A 14,361-nucleotide genomic window follows, 5' to 3' on the forward strand; every position below is an offset into this window, starting at 1 on the left:
CTCCGTTGCGTTTGAGGTGTTCCCGCGAGGGTGGGGTCTTTAAGGGACGAACCGACGCGGGAGTGAATCAGCTAAATAGGTGTTCGATCACAACCTTCAAGGTTGTTGTTGCAGTCCGTTTGTCAGAACGCACTTTGAATTTTCAGACCGCCAATCAGTGCGTCATCCAGCTGGCTGACGCCGCCCGGGTGGCGGATGTACTGCAGGTTCGGTCGAACGGTCAGCCAGTTGGTGACGTGGATGCCGTAGTACAGCTCGGCGCTGTATTCAGTGTCCTGGGGAGGCAGGTAGTCCGGGTTGTCGAAATCGTAGATGGCGCGGGCCTGGTTAGTGGCCTGGGCGTTCTTGCGATAAGCCGGGTTGACGTGAACGCGCGCCATGGCAAAGCCGATATCGTCCTTGGGACGGGCATCGAACACGCCTTTGTAGACGACGCCAGCCTGGACGTAGTTGTCCACGGCATTGGTTTTCTTGTCGTGCATGGTGGCATTGGCAAACACACTCAAGCCCCTCGACTGGTCGCTGGCGCGGGTAGTGAGCTGTTGTTGCACGCCCAGCCACATCCCTTGTTTGCTTGAACTGCTGCGATACGCTTCACCGGTCAAGGCTGCTGGCTGGCCGTTGGCATCTTTGTAAGCATCTGTTGCCTTGGCATTACTGTAGTAGTAACCCGCGCGGTATTCCCCTGGCAGGCCATTAATTTTTGGCGTCCACACCAGTTCGATCGGCAGTACTGCGCCCTGGGTGCCGCTGCCGCTGAGCTTGAAGCCGTTGCCGCGATCCAGGTTGGACGGGTTTTGCTCATAGGCACCGACCTGTGCGTACAACTCGGGGGTCAGGTGATACTTGACCCGCAGGGCCCACTGGCTGACGGGCCAGTTGTACCAGATGCTGCCGGCCCAGTTGCCCACCTGTGAACCGCAGAACGCCAGGTTCTGGAAATCGCAAGGGAACGAGTTGAAATCTTCGCCCTGACCAAAGCGGCCGACTTTGATGTCGAGCTTCTGGTCAAAGAATTTCTGCTGGTACCACATTTGCGTCAGGCGCGTGGTCTGACCACGGCCCCAGACTTCCTGGGCCGAAGTGAAACCGCCCACCCGTGGATCGTTGATGCGGTCATTGCTGATGTTGTTGCCGCTGCGATGGGTGATGGTCAGCTGAAATTCAGCGTCGTCCCAGCCCAGGATCTTTTGCAGGTCCAGGTGCGTGCCCAGGCCGAACTGGTCGCTGTAGCGCGCCGTGCGGTCATGGTCATAGCCGCCGTGCAGGTTGGAGCCGACTTCGCCTACATAGTCGAGGGAAAAGGAGTAACCCTGCTTTTCCAGTTCGCTACGGGTACCACCCCAATCGCCGAGCATCCACTTGGAGTCAGCGTCAAAGGCGGGGGCCGCCTGCACGCAAGTAGCCAGGCCCAGAGCGGTAATGCCGCCGATCAAAGCCAGAGCTTTTTGCCCGGCAACAGGAAGCAGCGCGCTGTGTTTGCGCATATTCAGGAATGTGGACATAGGTCGAGATGCGAGTCTTTATAGGTATGGCTGTGGCAGTGGGTAGCGCTGTCTTTGAGGGCAGGGCTGACACTTCAGAGTTAAGGGCGGAATGAATCGTTTCAGCCCTTTATGCGGAAATGATAAAGCCCCGAAACGTTTAGAAACAGCACTTTAAGTGACATGGATCATTTCTGATTCAGTAACAGTGTGCTGCGACGGTTCGTCCCAGGGCTCTTTTGTCGCGCCCCGACTTGATTGGAGGCCGCGTATTTACTGCTGTGCAGCTTAGAACGTGGTGCGCAGGCCTACCTCGATACCGCGCCCCGGTGCGGGGGCGATGTCACGTAAAATAGAACTGGCATAACGCACGGTCTGGTTGGTCAGGTTGTCGCCTTTGACAAACGCCAGCCACTGGCTGCTGCCCACATCGAAGTGATAACCGGCACTGGCGCCCAGAGTGGTGTAGCCATCAGTGCCCGATTCGTTGGCCGGCACACGGCCCTGATTGCTGGCATGTTCGACGTCAACCCGCGCTTGCCAGCGGTCCATTTCCCACAGCAAGCCGCTGCTCAGGCGCAGCGGGGCAATCCGCGGCAAGGCTTCGCCGGTGTCGAGGTTGGTGGCGCGGGTGTAGTCGCCCGACAGTTCCAGTGCAAACTTGCCATAGGCACTTTCTCCGAGCTTCCAGTGATCCTTGGCCTCAAAGCCGGTGAAACGCGCCCTAACCCCGGAATAGGTGTATTCCGGAATGCCGTCGGCGTCTGGCTCGCCTTCGTCGTTCAGTGTACGACCTGTACCCAGCAGACCGATGTAATTGGAGAAGTGGCTGTAGAACACCCCGATGCTGCCATTGTGGGTGCCATTGTCGAAGCGCAGAGCCAGGTCGCTGGATACGGCTTTTTCCTTCGACAGATTGGCGTTACCTACTTCATAGGTGCCGGTAGCGACGTGGGCGCCATTGGCGTACAGCTCGTAGAACGTTGGTGCGCGTTCGGTGTAGCCCAGGGTGGCCGCCAGCGACCAGATCGGGGTGAGGGTGAACACGGCGCCTGAAGACAGGCTGCCCGCCGTGAAGCTCCTTGAACGGTCCGCCGCAGCAAAGCGCTCATTGCCCTTGGCGTCCGGGTCGACCACGGTGCGCTCAAGGCGCCCGCCGAGGCTCAGTTTGAGGCGCTCGGTGGCCTGCAGTTCTTCAAGCACAAACAGGGCGCCGCTGTTGGTGTCGGTTTGCGGTACGAAAGCTTCTTCACCAAGGGCCGAAAATTCGTTGCGATTGACCTGTGCGCCAATGACACCCTCAACCGGGCCGATCGGTACATGGCGGGCTTCAACGCGGGCTTCGTAGCCCTTGTTCTTGAACGTGGTGCCGACTTCGCCGCCCTCGATTTCGCGGTGCTCGTAATCGGTGTAGCCGGCATCTATTTTCAGCGAGCTGAACGGGCCTTGCAGGTTGCGGATTTCGGAGGCAAAGGCGTAGTGATCCTGCTTCATGCGGATGCGTACGTCCTGCTCGGCCGGTGAGCCGTAGTTGGCGTCGTAAGTGCTGTACGACAAGCCTGCGTAACCATCTTCCCAGGTGTAGGAACCGCCCACGGCACCGCCGTCCTGCCGGCCATTGCTGTTACCCAGACGGCCTTTTTTCTCGTCACCGTCTTCGCTTTCGGGGGCATGACGGCTGCGGGCATAGCCGGGGATTTTCAGGTCGTTGAACTCGCGGGCGTTGGCATCCAGATGCAGGGCGAAGGTGCCATCACCGGCTTCCAGCTTGCCCGCGCTGCTGCGGGTGGTGTCGGCACCGCCGTAGCGCAGTTCGCCTGCCCCGTGAATGCCGTCGATGGCGGTGGTGGGGATACGGTTGTCGAAGGTGTTGACCACGCCGCCGATGGCGTTGCCGCCGTACAACAGGGCGGCAGGGCCGCGAACAATTTCGATTCGTTCAACGTTGACCGGGTCCAGCGGTACCGCGTGGTCATAAGACAGCGATGAGGCATCCAGAGCGCCGACGCCGTTGCGCAAGATGCGAATACGGTCGCCATCCAGGCCGCGAATGATCGGTCGGCTAGCGCCCGGGCCGAAGTAGGACGAAGACACGCCGGGTTGTTTGTTGAGGGTTTCGCCCAGGCTGCCTTGCTGATTAAGGGTCAGGTCGTCGCCTTCCAGTACCGTTGTGGGTGAGGCCAGCTGGGTGTTGCCCAAGGGGTTCCCGGTAATGACTTGCTGGGGCAGATCGAGGGCGTAGGCCGGGGAGGCGAGCAGCAGTGCGGTGGCGAGCGGCGTTAGACGAAGGCGACGCAAGTGACGCGGGAGTGCAGGGGAGGACATTACAAGTTCCTTGGCAGGGTGACGAAAGAAAGCGGCGCTGAGCGCTCTTTGACTGGATAGGTATAGTTACAATATAACATCACTTTAATCTGTCAAAGCGGAACTTTCATTTCTGCCCCGGGACACGGCTAGACTGGTTGCTTGGCGAATGCACTTCCCCCTGAGCAGGTGCTCGGCTAAGGTGCGCGGCTTTCTCTCTTTTGCTTTAAAGGCCCGGCATGACTGAACCCAACAACAACCCATTGCACGGCGTGACGCTGGAACAGATCCTCACTGCGCTGGTGGCGCATTACCAGTGGCAGGGGCTGGCCGAGCGCATTGATATTCGCTGCTTCAAGAGCGACCCGAGTATCAAGTCGAGTTTGACGTTCCTGCGCAAAACCCCTTGGGCGCGGGAAAAGGTCGAAAAGCTCTATGTGAAATACGCCCGTACCAAGCGCGAGCTTTGATCGGCACATGAGTGCGTTGTCCAGGCACAGGCTCTGCCTGCTGCTGGCGATCCTGGGCTGGAGCGGCCTGGCGATTCAGCTTGAACTGGTGCTGCTGGCCCGCTGGGAGAGCGGTGCGAGTGTGGTGGGTGGGCTGGTGAGTTACTTCAGCTTTTTCACCATTTTGAGCAACACCCTGGCCGCCAGTGTTCTGACCTATGCGGCAGACAGTCGCCCCTCAAAGGGCAGGTCTTTTTTCTTGCAGCCCTGGGTCAGCAGCGGCATTGCCGTCAGCATTATCGTGGTGGGAGTGGCGTATAGCCTGTTGCTGCGTCAGCTCTGGCAGCCCCAGGGGGTGCAATGGCTGGCCAATGAAATACTCCATGACGTGATGCCGGTGCTGTTTACGCTGTACTGGTGGTTTTGTGTGCCCAAGGGATTGTTGCGCGTGAGCCATATCGGACTCTGGATGCTGTATCCGCTGCTGTATTTCGCCTACATCCTGTTGCGTGGGCACCTGCTGGGTGTGTACCCGTATCCGTTTGTCGATGTCGAAAAACTGGGCTATTGGCAGACGTTTATCAATGCTGGCGGAATTCTGGCGGGGTTTGTGGCGGTGGCATTGGGGGTGGTGGCGGTGGATCGTCTCAGGGGGCGCAAGTACTTGTAGCAGCAGCCTCGTTCCTTCGGCAGCTGCTACGGAGTGTAGGGAGCAATTACTCTTCGGTACTGCCATCCAGGCGCCAGTAGCCCACAGCCTTGACGAATTCTTCGCTCAGGCCATGGGTGTCCAGCAGCACTCGGCGCACTTTGCGCGACAGCGCGCTTTCGGTGGCCACCCAGGTGTACAGCGCACCTTCGGGGATGCTCAATACTTCGACGGTTTTAAGCAGGTCCTCGCCCGGCACATCACGGTGTACCCAGATCACGTCAACCGCTGCGGCGCTGTGCAGGGGTTGTTCTTCAAGCGCGTTTTCGACCTCGATCACCACCAGGGCACGGCGGTTGGCAAGCAGCTCTTCAAGGCGCCGGGCAATGGCCGGCAGCGCGGTTTCGTCACCGATCAGCAGGTAGCTGTCAAAGATGTCCGGTACTACCATCGAACCGCGCGGCCCGCCGATATGCAGATACTGCCCGGGCGTGGCCTGGGCGGCCCAAGTGGCTGCCGGGCCGTCACCGTGCAGGACAAAATCGATGTCCAGCTCAAAGGTGTTCAAGTCAAAACGGCGTGGGGTGTAGTCGCGCATCGGCGGCATTCCACCTTTTTGCCCGGCGCTCAGTTCCAGGGTTTCCAGCGCTGCCTGTTCTTCGGCGGTCTGCGGAAAAAACAGCTTTACATGGTCATCGCTGCCCAGGCTGACAAACCCCGCCAGCTGTGGGCCTCCCACGGTAATTCGGCGCATGCGCGGGGTCAGGTCGACCACGCGCAGCACTTCGAGTTTACGACGTTTGATTTCATGCATGACCCGGTGAATGGTCTGGGGTGTGGCAGCATTCATTCAGCGTTCTCCTGCGCAGGCTGGGCAGATACAGGGCCATCGACGATGGCTTTGGCGGTGTTGTTGAGCAAGTCGCGTACACGCAGGATTTCTGCCGGGCTCCAGCGACCGTGGTGCATTTGCAGGGCATGGCGCAGGTTGTGCACCGCCTCGTGAATCTCGGCCGGGCGATCATGGCCGCGCAGTGAGCGCTTGCTGACGTCGATGCGCATCCGCACGCCATCGAGTGCTACCGCCTGATCGGTCAGGTACTGGCGACCGGCATCGGTCACGGTATAGCGTTTTTTTCCGCCTTCGGCGTCGCCCTGAATCAGCTCGCTCTCTTCAAGGAAGGTCAGCGTGGGGTAGATCACGCCAGGGCTGGGGCTGTAGGCACCGTCGAATAAACCTTCGATCTGGCGGATCAGGTCGTAGCCGTGGCAGGGCTGCTCGGCGATCAGCGCCAACAGCAATAATTTCAGATCGCCCGGGGCAAAAACCCGGGGGCCGCGGCCACCGCGTTCGCGACCGGGGCGTTTCTCGAAGCCGTCTTGACCCGCGCCATGTTCGCGGTGATGGGGATGATGGTCTCTCATTGTCTTTTCGCTCTCTCATTAAGTTAGACATAACTTAAGATATATCTTAAGGAATGTAAAAACCCAGTCGACGAACGGTAATGATTCTCAATGGGAGCGCTCCCACAGCTTGGCTATTTCGCTGCGGTGTGTACTGGCGCAGGTGCCAGGCACAAGGTGTTGGTGCCTGGTTGCAGATACGGCGTAAGGATCGGTGCCATGCCCTTGAGCACTTGCACCGGCAGTGCCGAGGTGAATTTGAAAGCCTCGGCCGAGCGTCCGGGAACGAACGCAGTCAAGGTGCCGAAGTGATGCTCGCCGATATAAAACACGAAGGTCGCCGTGCGATTGATCGACTTGGAGCTAAGGATACGTCCGCCAGCACCCATGCTTTCGATGCGGTTGTCGCCGGTGCCGGTCTTGCCGCCCATGGCCAGGGGTGTGCCGTCGTCGAGCTTGAAACTGCCCGATACCCGTCGCGCCGTACCGGCATCCACCACTTGCGACAGGGCTTCGCGCAGTGCCGTGGCCACTTCGCTGGGCATGACCCTTACGCCTGCGTCAGGGTCGTTGACCAGGCGGGTTTCATAGGGAGTATCTGCGGCGAAATGCAGGGTATCAATGCGTAATACCGGCAAACGTACGCCATCGTTAAGGATAATGCCCATCAGCTCGGAAAGTGCCGCCGGGCGATCCCCCGAACTGCCCAGTGCGGTGGCGAGAGACGGCACCAGGTGGTCGAAGGGGTAGCCGACTTTTTGCCAGCGCTGATGGATATCAAGGAAGGCTTCGATCTCCAGCATGGTGCGGATGCGGCTGTCGCGGGCGCTCTTGTGCCTGCTTTTAAACAGCCAGCTGTAAACTTCCTGACGCTCATGTTCGCTGGCGTCGACAGCTTGCTGGAAGGTGGCCTGCGGGTTATTGAGCAAATACCCCAGTAACCACAGATCCAGCGGATGGACTTTGGCGATATAGCCTTGGTCAGGCAGGTTGTAAGCGCCGGGGCCATAGCCTTGGTACAACTTGTCCAGACGCTCGTCGGTGATCTTGTCGTTAGTCAGATGCGAGCGCACGAAGCGGTTGAAGGTAGCCTGATCGGCATGGGGGAACAGGTAACGATGCACTGCCGACATGCGAATGGCGGTGGGGTGCATGCTGTCCAAGAAGGTATCAAGGCGGGCCTTTGAGTCTTTCCCGCGGTATTTTTTCCAGAACTTAAGCATGAAGGTGGTGCCTTCGCGGTCGGCGAAACGACTGAGGTATTCCTGGCGCATCGGGTTGCTGTCGTCACTGAGCAGGTCCGCGTTATTGCTCGGCGACTGATAGCTGGTGTAGCGCACCACGTCGCGCATCAGGCGCACAAAGGGGAGGTTGATCGACTCACGGATCGAATCGCGCAGCGTCGCGATGCGGTTGTTGTCCTGGCTGCGAAAGTTGTGGAAGTGATGCATACCGCCACCGGTAAAAAAGCCTTCGCCGGGGTTGGCCGAGTACTGACGGTTGAGTGCGGCATCCAGCATGGGTGTCAGTTGTGCACCAGGATTTTCGATCAGGTACGCCAGTGCCCAGCGGGTCAGCGGATCCTGGTGGGTGATGGGGATTTTTTTCAGCGTCGTGCCAGGCTGGCCGCCGTAACGGTCATGCAGCTCGGCAATGATCTGCAGATAGGTGGTCAACACCCGCAGTTTGGCGGTGGAGCCCAGTTCCAGTTTGCTGCCTTCATTTATATCGAAGGGCTGGTCGGTGCTGTCGGTCTGCACCCGGGCGCGGGCGCCGTCCGGCGTAAGTTCAAACAGGGTGAAGCTGTAGCGCACTTGCGCGGTACTGGTGGGCGTTAGCAGGTAGGGGCCGAGCAGGCCTATTTTGCCGGCAAATGCAGGGTTTGCCAGCTGGCGCAGGTAGTCACTGACCTGGCCCTGCAAGTCGCCCTGCAAGGTGCTGGTGGCAGACAGGTCCAGGCGATCGAGGTCATACAGCGGGCGTTTGAGCAGCACCGAAAGGCGGCTGCGGGCTACGCTGATGCCCTTGTTGGTTTCATTGGGTTGCAGGGTTGGCGCCTGCGCCCAGTCGCGGTAAGTCACGCGGCTGGCCAGCGCGGCGGCGGTCAGGGCCGGGTCGATCACATTGTTCTGCGCCAGCAGGCGGATATGGCTGTCGGTCAGTTGCGCGAGCTCATCACGGCCCTTGGCCAGGTAGTGTGAGGGCCGACGTTGGGCGATCATCAGCGACAGCACTTCACGCAGGGCCAGGCCTCTTGATGCGAGGCTTTTTGGGTCAGTGGCGGTACTGCTCAGTTGCTGGTTGATCTGATTGAAGTCGGCGCCGTACCACACCCGCAACCCTTCGGCCATGCCGTGAACCTCGCCGTGGCCAGGCACCGCCGACAGTGGCACGCTGTTGAGGTAATCACGCACCACCTTTTGCCGGGCTGGCAGGGTTTGCGGGCCGTTCTGATAGGCACGCACGCTGGCAGAAACCATCTGGCGCAATTTTTCGCCGCCTGAGAGCGTCAGCCCATCGGGAGAGTGCCGATACTTTTCCAGTTGGGTGGCCAGGGTACTGCCGCCCGCAGATTGCCCCGGCAAGTGCAGCAGTTTTGCAGCCTGGGAGTAGGCCGCCATGGCAAAGCGCGGCCAGTCCACGGCAGGGTTGGCCTGGGGTTCATCAGGGTTGAGCAGGTTGCGGTTTTCGATAAACAGCAAACTGTGAACCACCAGCGGGGGGATGCTTGCAAAGCTGGGATACAACTGTTGCGGGTACTTGTACTGATAAAGCGAACTGCCAGCGCAGTCGGTGATCGAGAGTCCGGTCTGAATTTTTTCTGAATAGGGTACGAAAAACCCTTTCTCGCTATAGCTCAAGAGCGCTGGTGAAAAGCGGCTTTGTTGAGTAATGACGTAATCACGTTTTTGAAGGCGTGCCAGAAAGTCGCCCAGTGCGCTGTAACCCAAGCGTTTATCGAAAGGGCCTGCGCCGGGATAAAGCATCGCGTTGCTGGGCCCTTCGTGCATCGAATAGCTGAGCGACGCAGCAAAACGGCTGAACTCGCGGGCTTGCAACTTGGAACTGCGCACCTCCTGGGCCATCACAAACCACAGCACAACCAGGACGGCCAGCACCCCAAGCCCGAGCACAAACCATCCATAACGCCTGGGCTCAGGAGGTTGTGGCGCAGGTGCGGCATCGTCCGTTACAGCTGATGACACCCTCGTCTTGCTGGAGTTGGAGTTCCACAGTACGCCCATAGTCGACAGATCCAGGTACGCATATTGGTTGCGCTTGATAGAAGCGTAGACGCTGGCAGATTCGGGTGAAAAATTTGTGAGGCTTATCTGGTGTTTCTATAGGCACGGTCTGCTGAGTGGCTCTCATAAATCCAGGATCGGGATGCATCCACAACGTGGCTTACCCATGTAAGTGCAGGAATAGAGCCTTTGCGGCAGGTAAATAGGTCCTAGGTAGGGGCATGACTGTGCACCAACGCTGTGCAATACTCGCCGCCGATCTCAGCAGGGCATTTCTCTTTTGACCTACCGACCTACAAGGTCCAGGCCGGTCAGGGGGGCAAGACAGGTAACCCGCCCGTCTTTTCGAACGCTCTGTTGATGGATACCCAATAACAATACGAGGTTGTACTTTTATGCCCGTCGGCAACCACCAGCCCCACGTAGATAGCGTGCAGGGCGGTCCACTCAAACGCGAACTGGGCGAGCGCCACATTCGCCTGATGGCGCTTGGTGCCTGTATCGGCGTAGGCCTGTTCCTGGGCTCGGCCAAAGCAATCGAAATGGCCGGACCGGCCATCATGCTGTCCTACATCATCGGCGGCCTGGCCATTTTGGTGATCATGCGTGCACTGGGCGAAATGGCCGTGCACAACCCGGTAGCCGGTTCGTTCAGCCGCTACGCGCAGGACTACCTCGGCCCGTTGGCCGGGTTTCTGACCGGCTGGAACTACTGGTTCCTGTGGCTGGTGACCTGTGTCGCGGAAATCACCGCCGTGGCGGTGTACATGGGCATCTGGTTCCCCGATGTACCGCGCTGGATCTGGGCCCTGGCGGCGCTGATCAGCATGGGCTCGATCAACCTGATCGCGGTCAAGGCGTTTGGCGAGTTCGAGTTCTGGTTTGCCCTGATCAAGATCGTCACCATCATTGCGATGGTCTTCGGCGGTATCGGCATTATCGCGTTCGGCTTCGGCAATAACGGAGTCGCTCTGGGTATTTCCAACCTCTGGGCTCACGGTGGTTTTTTGCCCAACGGGATCCAGGGCGTATTGATGTCCTTGCAGATGGTGATGTTCGCCTACCTGGGCGTCGAGATGATCGGCCTGACTGCCGGCGAAGCCAAGAACCCGCAAAAGACCATTCCGAGTGCGATTGGCTCGGTGTTCTGGCGCATTCTGCTGTTCTACGTCGGCGCACTGTTCGTGATTCTGTCCATCTACCCATGGAACGAAATCGGCACCTCGGGCAGCCCGTTTGTAATGACCTTTGAACGTCTGGGCATAAAGACGGCAGCAGGCATTATCAACTTTGTGGTGATTACCGCGGCATTGTCGTCGTGCAACGGCGGCATTTTCAGCACCGGTCGCATGCTCTACAGCCTGGCGCAAAACGGCCAGGCCCCGGCCAACTTCGCCACCACTGCGAAAAACGGTGTGCCGCGTCAGGCGTTGCTGCTGTCGATTGCCGTGCTGCTGCTGGGGGTTGTGCTCAACTATATGGCGCCGGAGAAGGTGTTTGTCTGGGTGACGGCCATTGCCACCTTTGGCGCAATCTGGACCTGGTTGATGATCCTGCTGGCGCAACTGCGCTTCCGCAAGAGCCTGAGCCCGCAGGAAGCGGCAGCCCTGAAGTACCGTATGTGGTTGTACCCGTACAGCTCTTACGCGGCATTGGGGTTCTTGTTTATGGTGGTCGGGTTGATGGCCTACTTCGAAGAAACCCGAATCGCACTGTTTGTAGGCCCAGCCTTCCTGATCCTGCTGACCGTGCTGTTCTATGTGTTCAAGCTGCAGCCTACGCAGCGCACGCAGACTCACTGACAATGTGGGGGCGGGCTTGCTCGCGATAAAAGCACCTCGGTTGGTCAGACCAACCGCGGCGTTCCCATCGCGAGCAAGCCCGCTCCCACAACAGCTTTCGCTACTTGCGGTTCAGACGCTTGTTCCAGTCCAGCCAGGCCGCCAGCACGGCCATGATCCCCACGCCCATCAGGGCGCTGAATACCTTTACGACAAACCCGTCACCGCCCAGCGCATTGAGCATGTCAGCCAACGGCGCCAGGATCACTCCCAGACAGAACACTTCCAGCGAATAGCGGCCCATGCGGCATGCCTGGCGGGCCACCCGGTTATTCAGCCAGTTGCCGTGGGGCACCACTTTGGCCGCCACATAAGCCAGGGCCAGAAAATGCAGCAGGCGTACCGGTGAAAGGTTGGTCTTGCTGATCGGGTACAGGTACTCGCCCAGCCAGAGCGGCATGAGCGCATCGTGAAACTGCGGCCATCGCCATGACAGTGCCAGCAGGCCGGTCACCAGCAGATAGAGTACTGCTCCCACAAACACCGGTTGACGCGACAGGGGACGGTTTTGCGCAGCCTTGGGTTGCTGCCCGTGGATCGCCGCTGCACCGCCCAGAATAAACAGAAACTGCCAGGCCATAGGGTTGAAAAACCACACGCCGCCTTCCTGAGCCGCGAGGTTCCACACCGGCGCCAGCAAGTACAGGGCCAGGGACGCGGCAACCACATAGCCTGCCTTGCGCAGCAGCATCGGCAGCACCAGCGGCAAACCCAGCAACAGCACGATATACAGCGGCAGCGGGTCCATCAGGTTGGGTTTGAAGCGCAGCAGCAGTTCGTCGGTGAGGGCCTGTTGCGGATTGCTCAGGAAGTACTGCAGGCCCATTTCCTGCACCAGGTCACGGGTTTCGACATGGTTGTTGGCAAAAAACACGATGCCCATCAGCACCGCCAGCAGGAAGATATGCACCACATACAGCACCCAGGCGCGGCGCAGGATCTTCACGCTGGCGACCAACAAACCGTCACGTTGAGCGATTTTGCCGTAGGCCAGCACGGCGGCATAACCGGCCAGGAACACAAAAATCTCCGCAGCATCGCTGAAGCCGAAATTGCGCACCGTAAATTCGGCCAGCGGGTTGTGCGGGATGTGGTCCCAAAAAATAAAAATCAGCGCCAGCCCGCGAAAAAAATCGATGCGGTGGTCGCGTCCGTTCAGCGTCACGGCGAGTACTCAAACAAAGGGTTTAATTAAGACCGACGGGCGCAGCGGAGGTTGCGCGCCGCGTATCGGCGGCGCGCAGGGTGATGGTATTACGGGTTAAATGCAAAGGTTGGATATTACTGAATGTCTCGAGCTACTGCGCGAACACACCCGCCAGCGCCTTATTTCAGCGCGGCCTGCTGGTGGACCGTCAGGCCGCCGCTATTTCGTTGGCCTCAAAGCTGTCCGAACGGGCCATTTGCCACATGCGCGAATAGAACTCGCCATTGACCTCGCCGGTGAGCAGTTCGCCGGGCTTGAGGAACACATGCAACTGTGAGAACAGTTTGATTTCGGTGGCGGACATGCGTCGTACCAGGTGCTTGGCCTTGAGCTGCGCCGGATGCTCCAGACCAGCCGCAGCCAGCATTTCGGCCAGGGCCTTGAGGGTGTTCTGGTGGAACTGCACAACCCGTTGGGCCTTGTCCGGCACTACAAGCGCTCGCTGGCGCAAGGTGTCCTGGGTGGCCACGCCGGTGGGGCATTTGTTGGTATGGCAGGACTGCGACTGAATGCAGCCAATGGCAAACATGAAGCCTCGCGCCGAGTTGGCCCAGTCGGCACCGATGGCCAGCACGCTGGCAATATCGAATGCGCTGACAATCTTGCCGCTGGCGCCGAGCTTGATCTTGTCACGCAGGTTCAGGCCCACCAGGGTGTTGTGGACGAACAACAAGCCTTCGCGCAGCGGTGCGCCAATATGGTCGGTGAATTCTACGGGCGCCGCGCCGGTGCCGCCTTCCTTGCCATCAATCACGATAAAGTCCGGCAGGATACCGGTTTCCAGCATGGCCTTGGCAATGCCCATAAACTCCCACGGGTGACCCAGGCAAAACTTGAAGCCCACGGGCTTGCCGCCGGACAGCTCACGCAACTGCGCGATAAATTGCATCAGCTCGATAGGCGTTGAAAAGGCGCTGTGGCGCGAAGGCGAGATGCAGTCTTCACCCATGGGCACACCGCGGGTTTCGGCGATTTCCGCGGTCACTTTATGCTTGGGCAGGATACCGCCATGGCCTGGTTTGGCGCCCTGGCTCATTTTGATTTCAATCATCCGCACTTGTGGCGTGCGAGCCTGGGCGGCAAAACGCTCAGGGTCGAAACGCCCGTCCGAAGTGCGGCAACCGAAGTAGCCACTGCCCAGTTCCCAGGTCAGGTCACCACCATGCTCACGGTGATAGGAGCTGATACTGCCTTCACCCGTGTCGTGGGCAAAGTTACCGAGCTTGGCACCCTGATTGAGGGCGCGGATGGCGTTGGCGCTCAGTGAGCCAAAGCTCATGGCTGAAATATTGAAGATCGACGCCGAGTACGGCTGGCTGCATTGCGGGCCGCCCACCACGATGCGAAAGCTGCTGGGGTCGGTCAACGGGGCCGGGCGCATGGAGTGACCGATAAATTCAAAACCGGGCTGGTAAACGTCAACCAGAGTGCCGAAAGGCTTGTCGGCACTCTCATTCTTGGCTCGTGAGTACACCAGCGAACGTTGCGCCCGTGAGAAGGGCAGCGCATCGCTGTCAGATTCCAGCAGGTATTGGCGAATCTCTGGGCGGATGGCTTCCACCAGATAGCGAATATTGCCCAGGATCGGGTAGTTGCGACGCACGGCGTGGGGGCTTTGCAGCAAATCGAAAATCCCCAGCAGGCTCAAGGCCAGTGACACGGCCGTGAAGGGCCACAGCCACTCATGGTGCATAAAGGGCAGGCTGGCGAGGGTGAAGATGACGCAGAATGCAAAAAACGCATAACGGCTTAACAGTGACAGGCTCATACGGTTTCCT

At 59.3% G+C, this 14,361-nt stretch carries 10 protein-coding genes; 3 read left to right on the plus strand and 7 right to left on the minus strand.

Features of this window, described 5'->3' with window-relative positions:
* Window positions 1-122: 122 nt before the first annotated feature.
* Window positions 123-1,487: a carbohydrate porin gene (locus V6L81_RS08290; protein WP_338660682.1), complete on the minus strand. Its 1,365-nt coding sequence runs from the start codon at window positions 1,485-1,487 to the stop codon at window positions 123-125.
* Window positions 1,488-1,772: 285 nt separating this feature from the next.
* Window positions 1,773-3,809 carry a TonB-dependent receptor gene (locus V6L81_RS08295; protein WP_095001434.1) on the minus strand — a complete coding sequence of 679 codons (2,037 nt, stop codon included), beginning with the start codon at window positions 3,807-3,809 and terminating at the stop codon, window positions 1,773-1,775.
* A 218-nt stretch (window positions 3,810-4,027) separates the two neighbouring features.
* Between V6L81_RS08295 and V6L81_RS08300 the strand changes: the two genes are divergently transcribed.
* Both V6L81_RS08300 and V6L81_RS08305 read left to right on the plus strand, forming a co-directional pair.
* Window positions 4,028-4,258: a VF530 family DNA-binding protein gene (locus tag V6L81_RS08300; RefSeq protein WP_095001433.1), complete on the plus strand. Its 231-nt coding sequence runs from the start codon at window positions 4,028-4,030 to the stop codon at window positions 4,256-4,258.
* A gap of 7 nt (window positions 4,259-4,265) precedes the next feature.
* Window positions 4,266-4,907: a Pr6Pr family membrane protein gene (locus V6L81_RS08305; RefSeq protein WP_338660611.1), complete on the plus strand. Its 642-nt coding sequence runs from the start codon at window positions 4,266-4,268 to the stop codon at window positions 4,905-4,907.
* A 46-nt stretch (window positions 4,908-4,953) separates the two neighbouring features.
* Here the strand turns inward: V6L81_RS08305 and V6L81_RS08310 are convergent, their stop codons facing one another.
* The 3 genes from V6L81_RS08310 to V6L81_RS08320 form a co-directional block, all read right to left on the minus strand.
* Window positions 4,954-5,736 (minus strand): siderophore-interacting protein, encoded by a 783-nt coding sequence (locus V6L81_RS08310; RefSeq protein ID WP_338660612.1) that lies wholly within the window; start codon window positions 5,734-5,736, stop codon window positions 4,954-4,956.
* Window positions 5,733-6,311 carry a PadR family transcriptional regulator gene (locus V6L81_RS08315; RefSeq protein ID WP_095001430.1) on the minus strand — a complete coding sequence of 193 codons (579 nt, stop codon included), beginning with the start codon at window positions 6,309-6,311 and terminating at the stop codon, window positions 5,733-5,735. Before V6L81_RS08315 ends, V6L81_RS08310 begins: the two co-directional genes overlap by 4 nt.
* 113 nt (window positions 6,312-6,424) lie before the next feature.
* Complete coding sequence (locus tag V6L81_RS08320) at window positions 6,425-9,535, minus strand: transglycosylase domain-containing protein (RefSeq protein ID WP_095026424.1); 3,111 nt, start codon at window positions 9,533-9,535, stop codon at window positions 6,425-6,427.
* A gap of 395 nt (window positions 9,536-9,930) precedes the next feature.
* Here V6L81_RS08320 and V6L81_RS08325 point away from each other — a divergent pair, with 395 nt between their 5' ends.
* Window positions 9,931-11,337, plus strand: coding sequence for an amino acid permease (locus V6L81_RS08325; protein WP_095024189.1), 1,407 nt, complete (start codon window positions 9,931-9,933; stop codon window positions 11,335-11,337).
* 100 nt (window positions 11,338-11,437) lie between these two features.
* Here V6L81_RS08325 and V6L81_RS08330 read toward each other — a convergent pair whose 3' ends face one another.
* Complete coding sequence (locus V6L81_RS08330) at window positions 11,438-12,541, minus strand: OpgC family protein (RefSeq protein ID WP_138738147.1); 1,104 nt, start codon at window positions 12,539-12,541, stop codon at window positions 11,438-11,440.
* A 190-nt stretch (window positions 12,542-12,731) separates the two neighbouring features.
* The gene (locus tag V6L81_RS08335) at window positions 12,732-14,351 is read right to left on the minus strand and encodes an FMN-binding glutamate synthase family protein (RefSeq protein ID WP_095020390.1); all 1,620 of its coding nucleotides are present in this window, start codon (window positions 14,349-14,351) and stop codon (window positions 12,732-12,734) included.
* Window positions 14,352-14,361 lie beyond the last annotated feature (10 nt).

It is taken from the genome of Pseudomonas bubulae, from assembly GCF_037023725.1.
In the GTDB taxonomy this organism is placed as follows: domain Bacteria; phylum Pseudomonadota; class Gammaproteobacteria; order Pseudomonadales; family Pseudomonadaceae; genus Aquipseudomonas; species Aquipseudomonas bubulae.

Coding starts and splice junctions, on each gene's coding strand:
- V6L81_RS08290 (WP_338660682.1), bottom strand. CDS start 1,487: ATGCGCAAACACAGCGCGCTGCTTCCTGTTGCCGGGCAAAAAGCTCTG.
- V6L81_RS08295 (WP_095001434.1), bottom strand. CDS start 3,809: ATGTCCTCCCCTGCACTCCCGCGTCACTTGCGTCGCCTTCGTCTAACG.
- V6L81_RS08300 (WP_095001433.1), top strand. CDS start 4,028: ATGACTGAACCCAACAACAACCCATTGCACGGCGTGACGCTGGAACAG.
- V6L81_RS08305 (WP_338660611.1), top strand. CDS start 4,266: ATGAGTGCGTTGTCCAGGCACAGGCTCTGCCTGCTGCTGGCGATCCTG.
- V6L81_RS08310 (WP_338660612.1), bottom strand. CDS start 5,736: ATGAATGCTGCCACACCCCAGACCATTCACCGGGTCATGCATGAAATC.
- V6L81_RS08315 (WP_095001430.1), bottom strand. CDS start 6,311: ATGAGAGACCATCATCCCCATCACCGCGAACATGGCGCGGGTCAAGAC.
- V6L81_RS08320 (WP_095026424.1), bottom strand. CDS start 9,535: ATGGGCGTACTGTGGAACTCCAACTCCAGCAAGACGAGGGTGTCATCA.
- V6L81_RS08325 (WP_095024189.1), top strand. CDS start 9,931: ATGCCCGTCGGCAACCACCAGCCCCACGTAGATAGCGTGCAGGGCGGT.
- V6L81_RS08335 (WP_095020390.1), bottom strand. CDS start 14,351: ATGAGCCTGTCACTGTTAAGCCGTTATGCGTTTTTTGCATTCTGCGTC.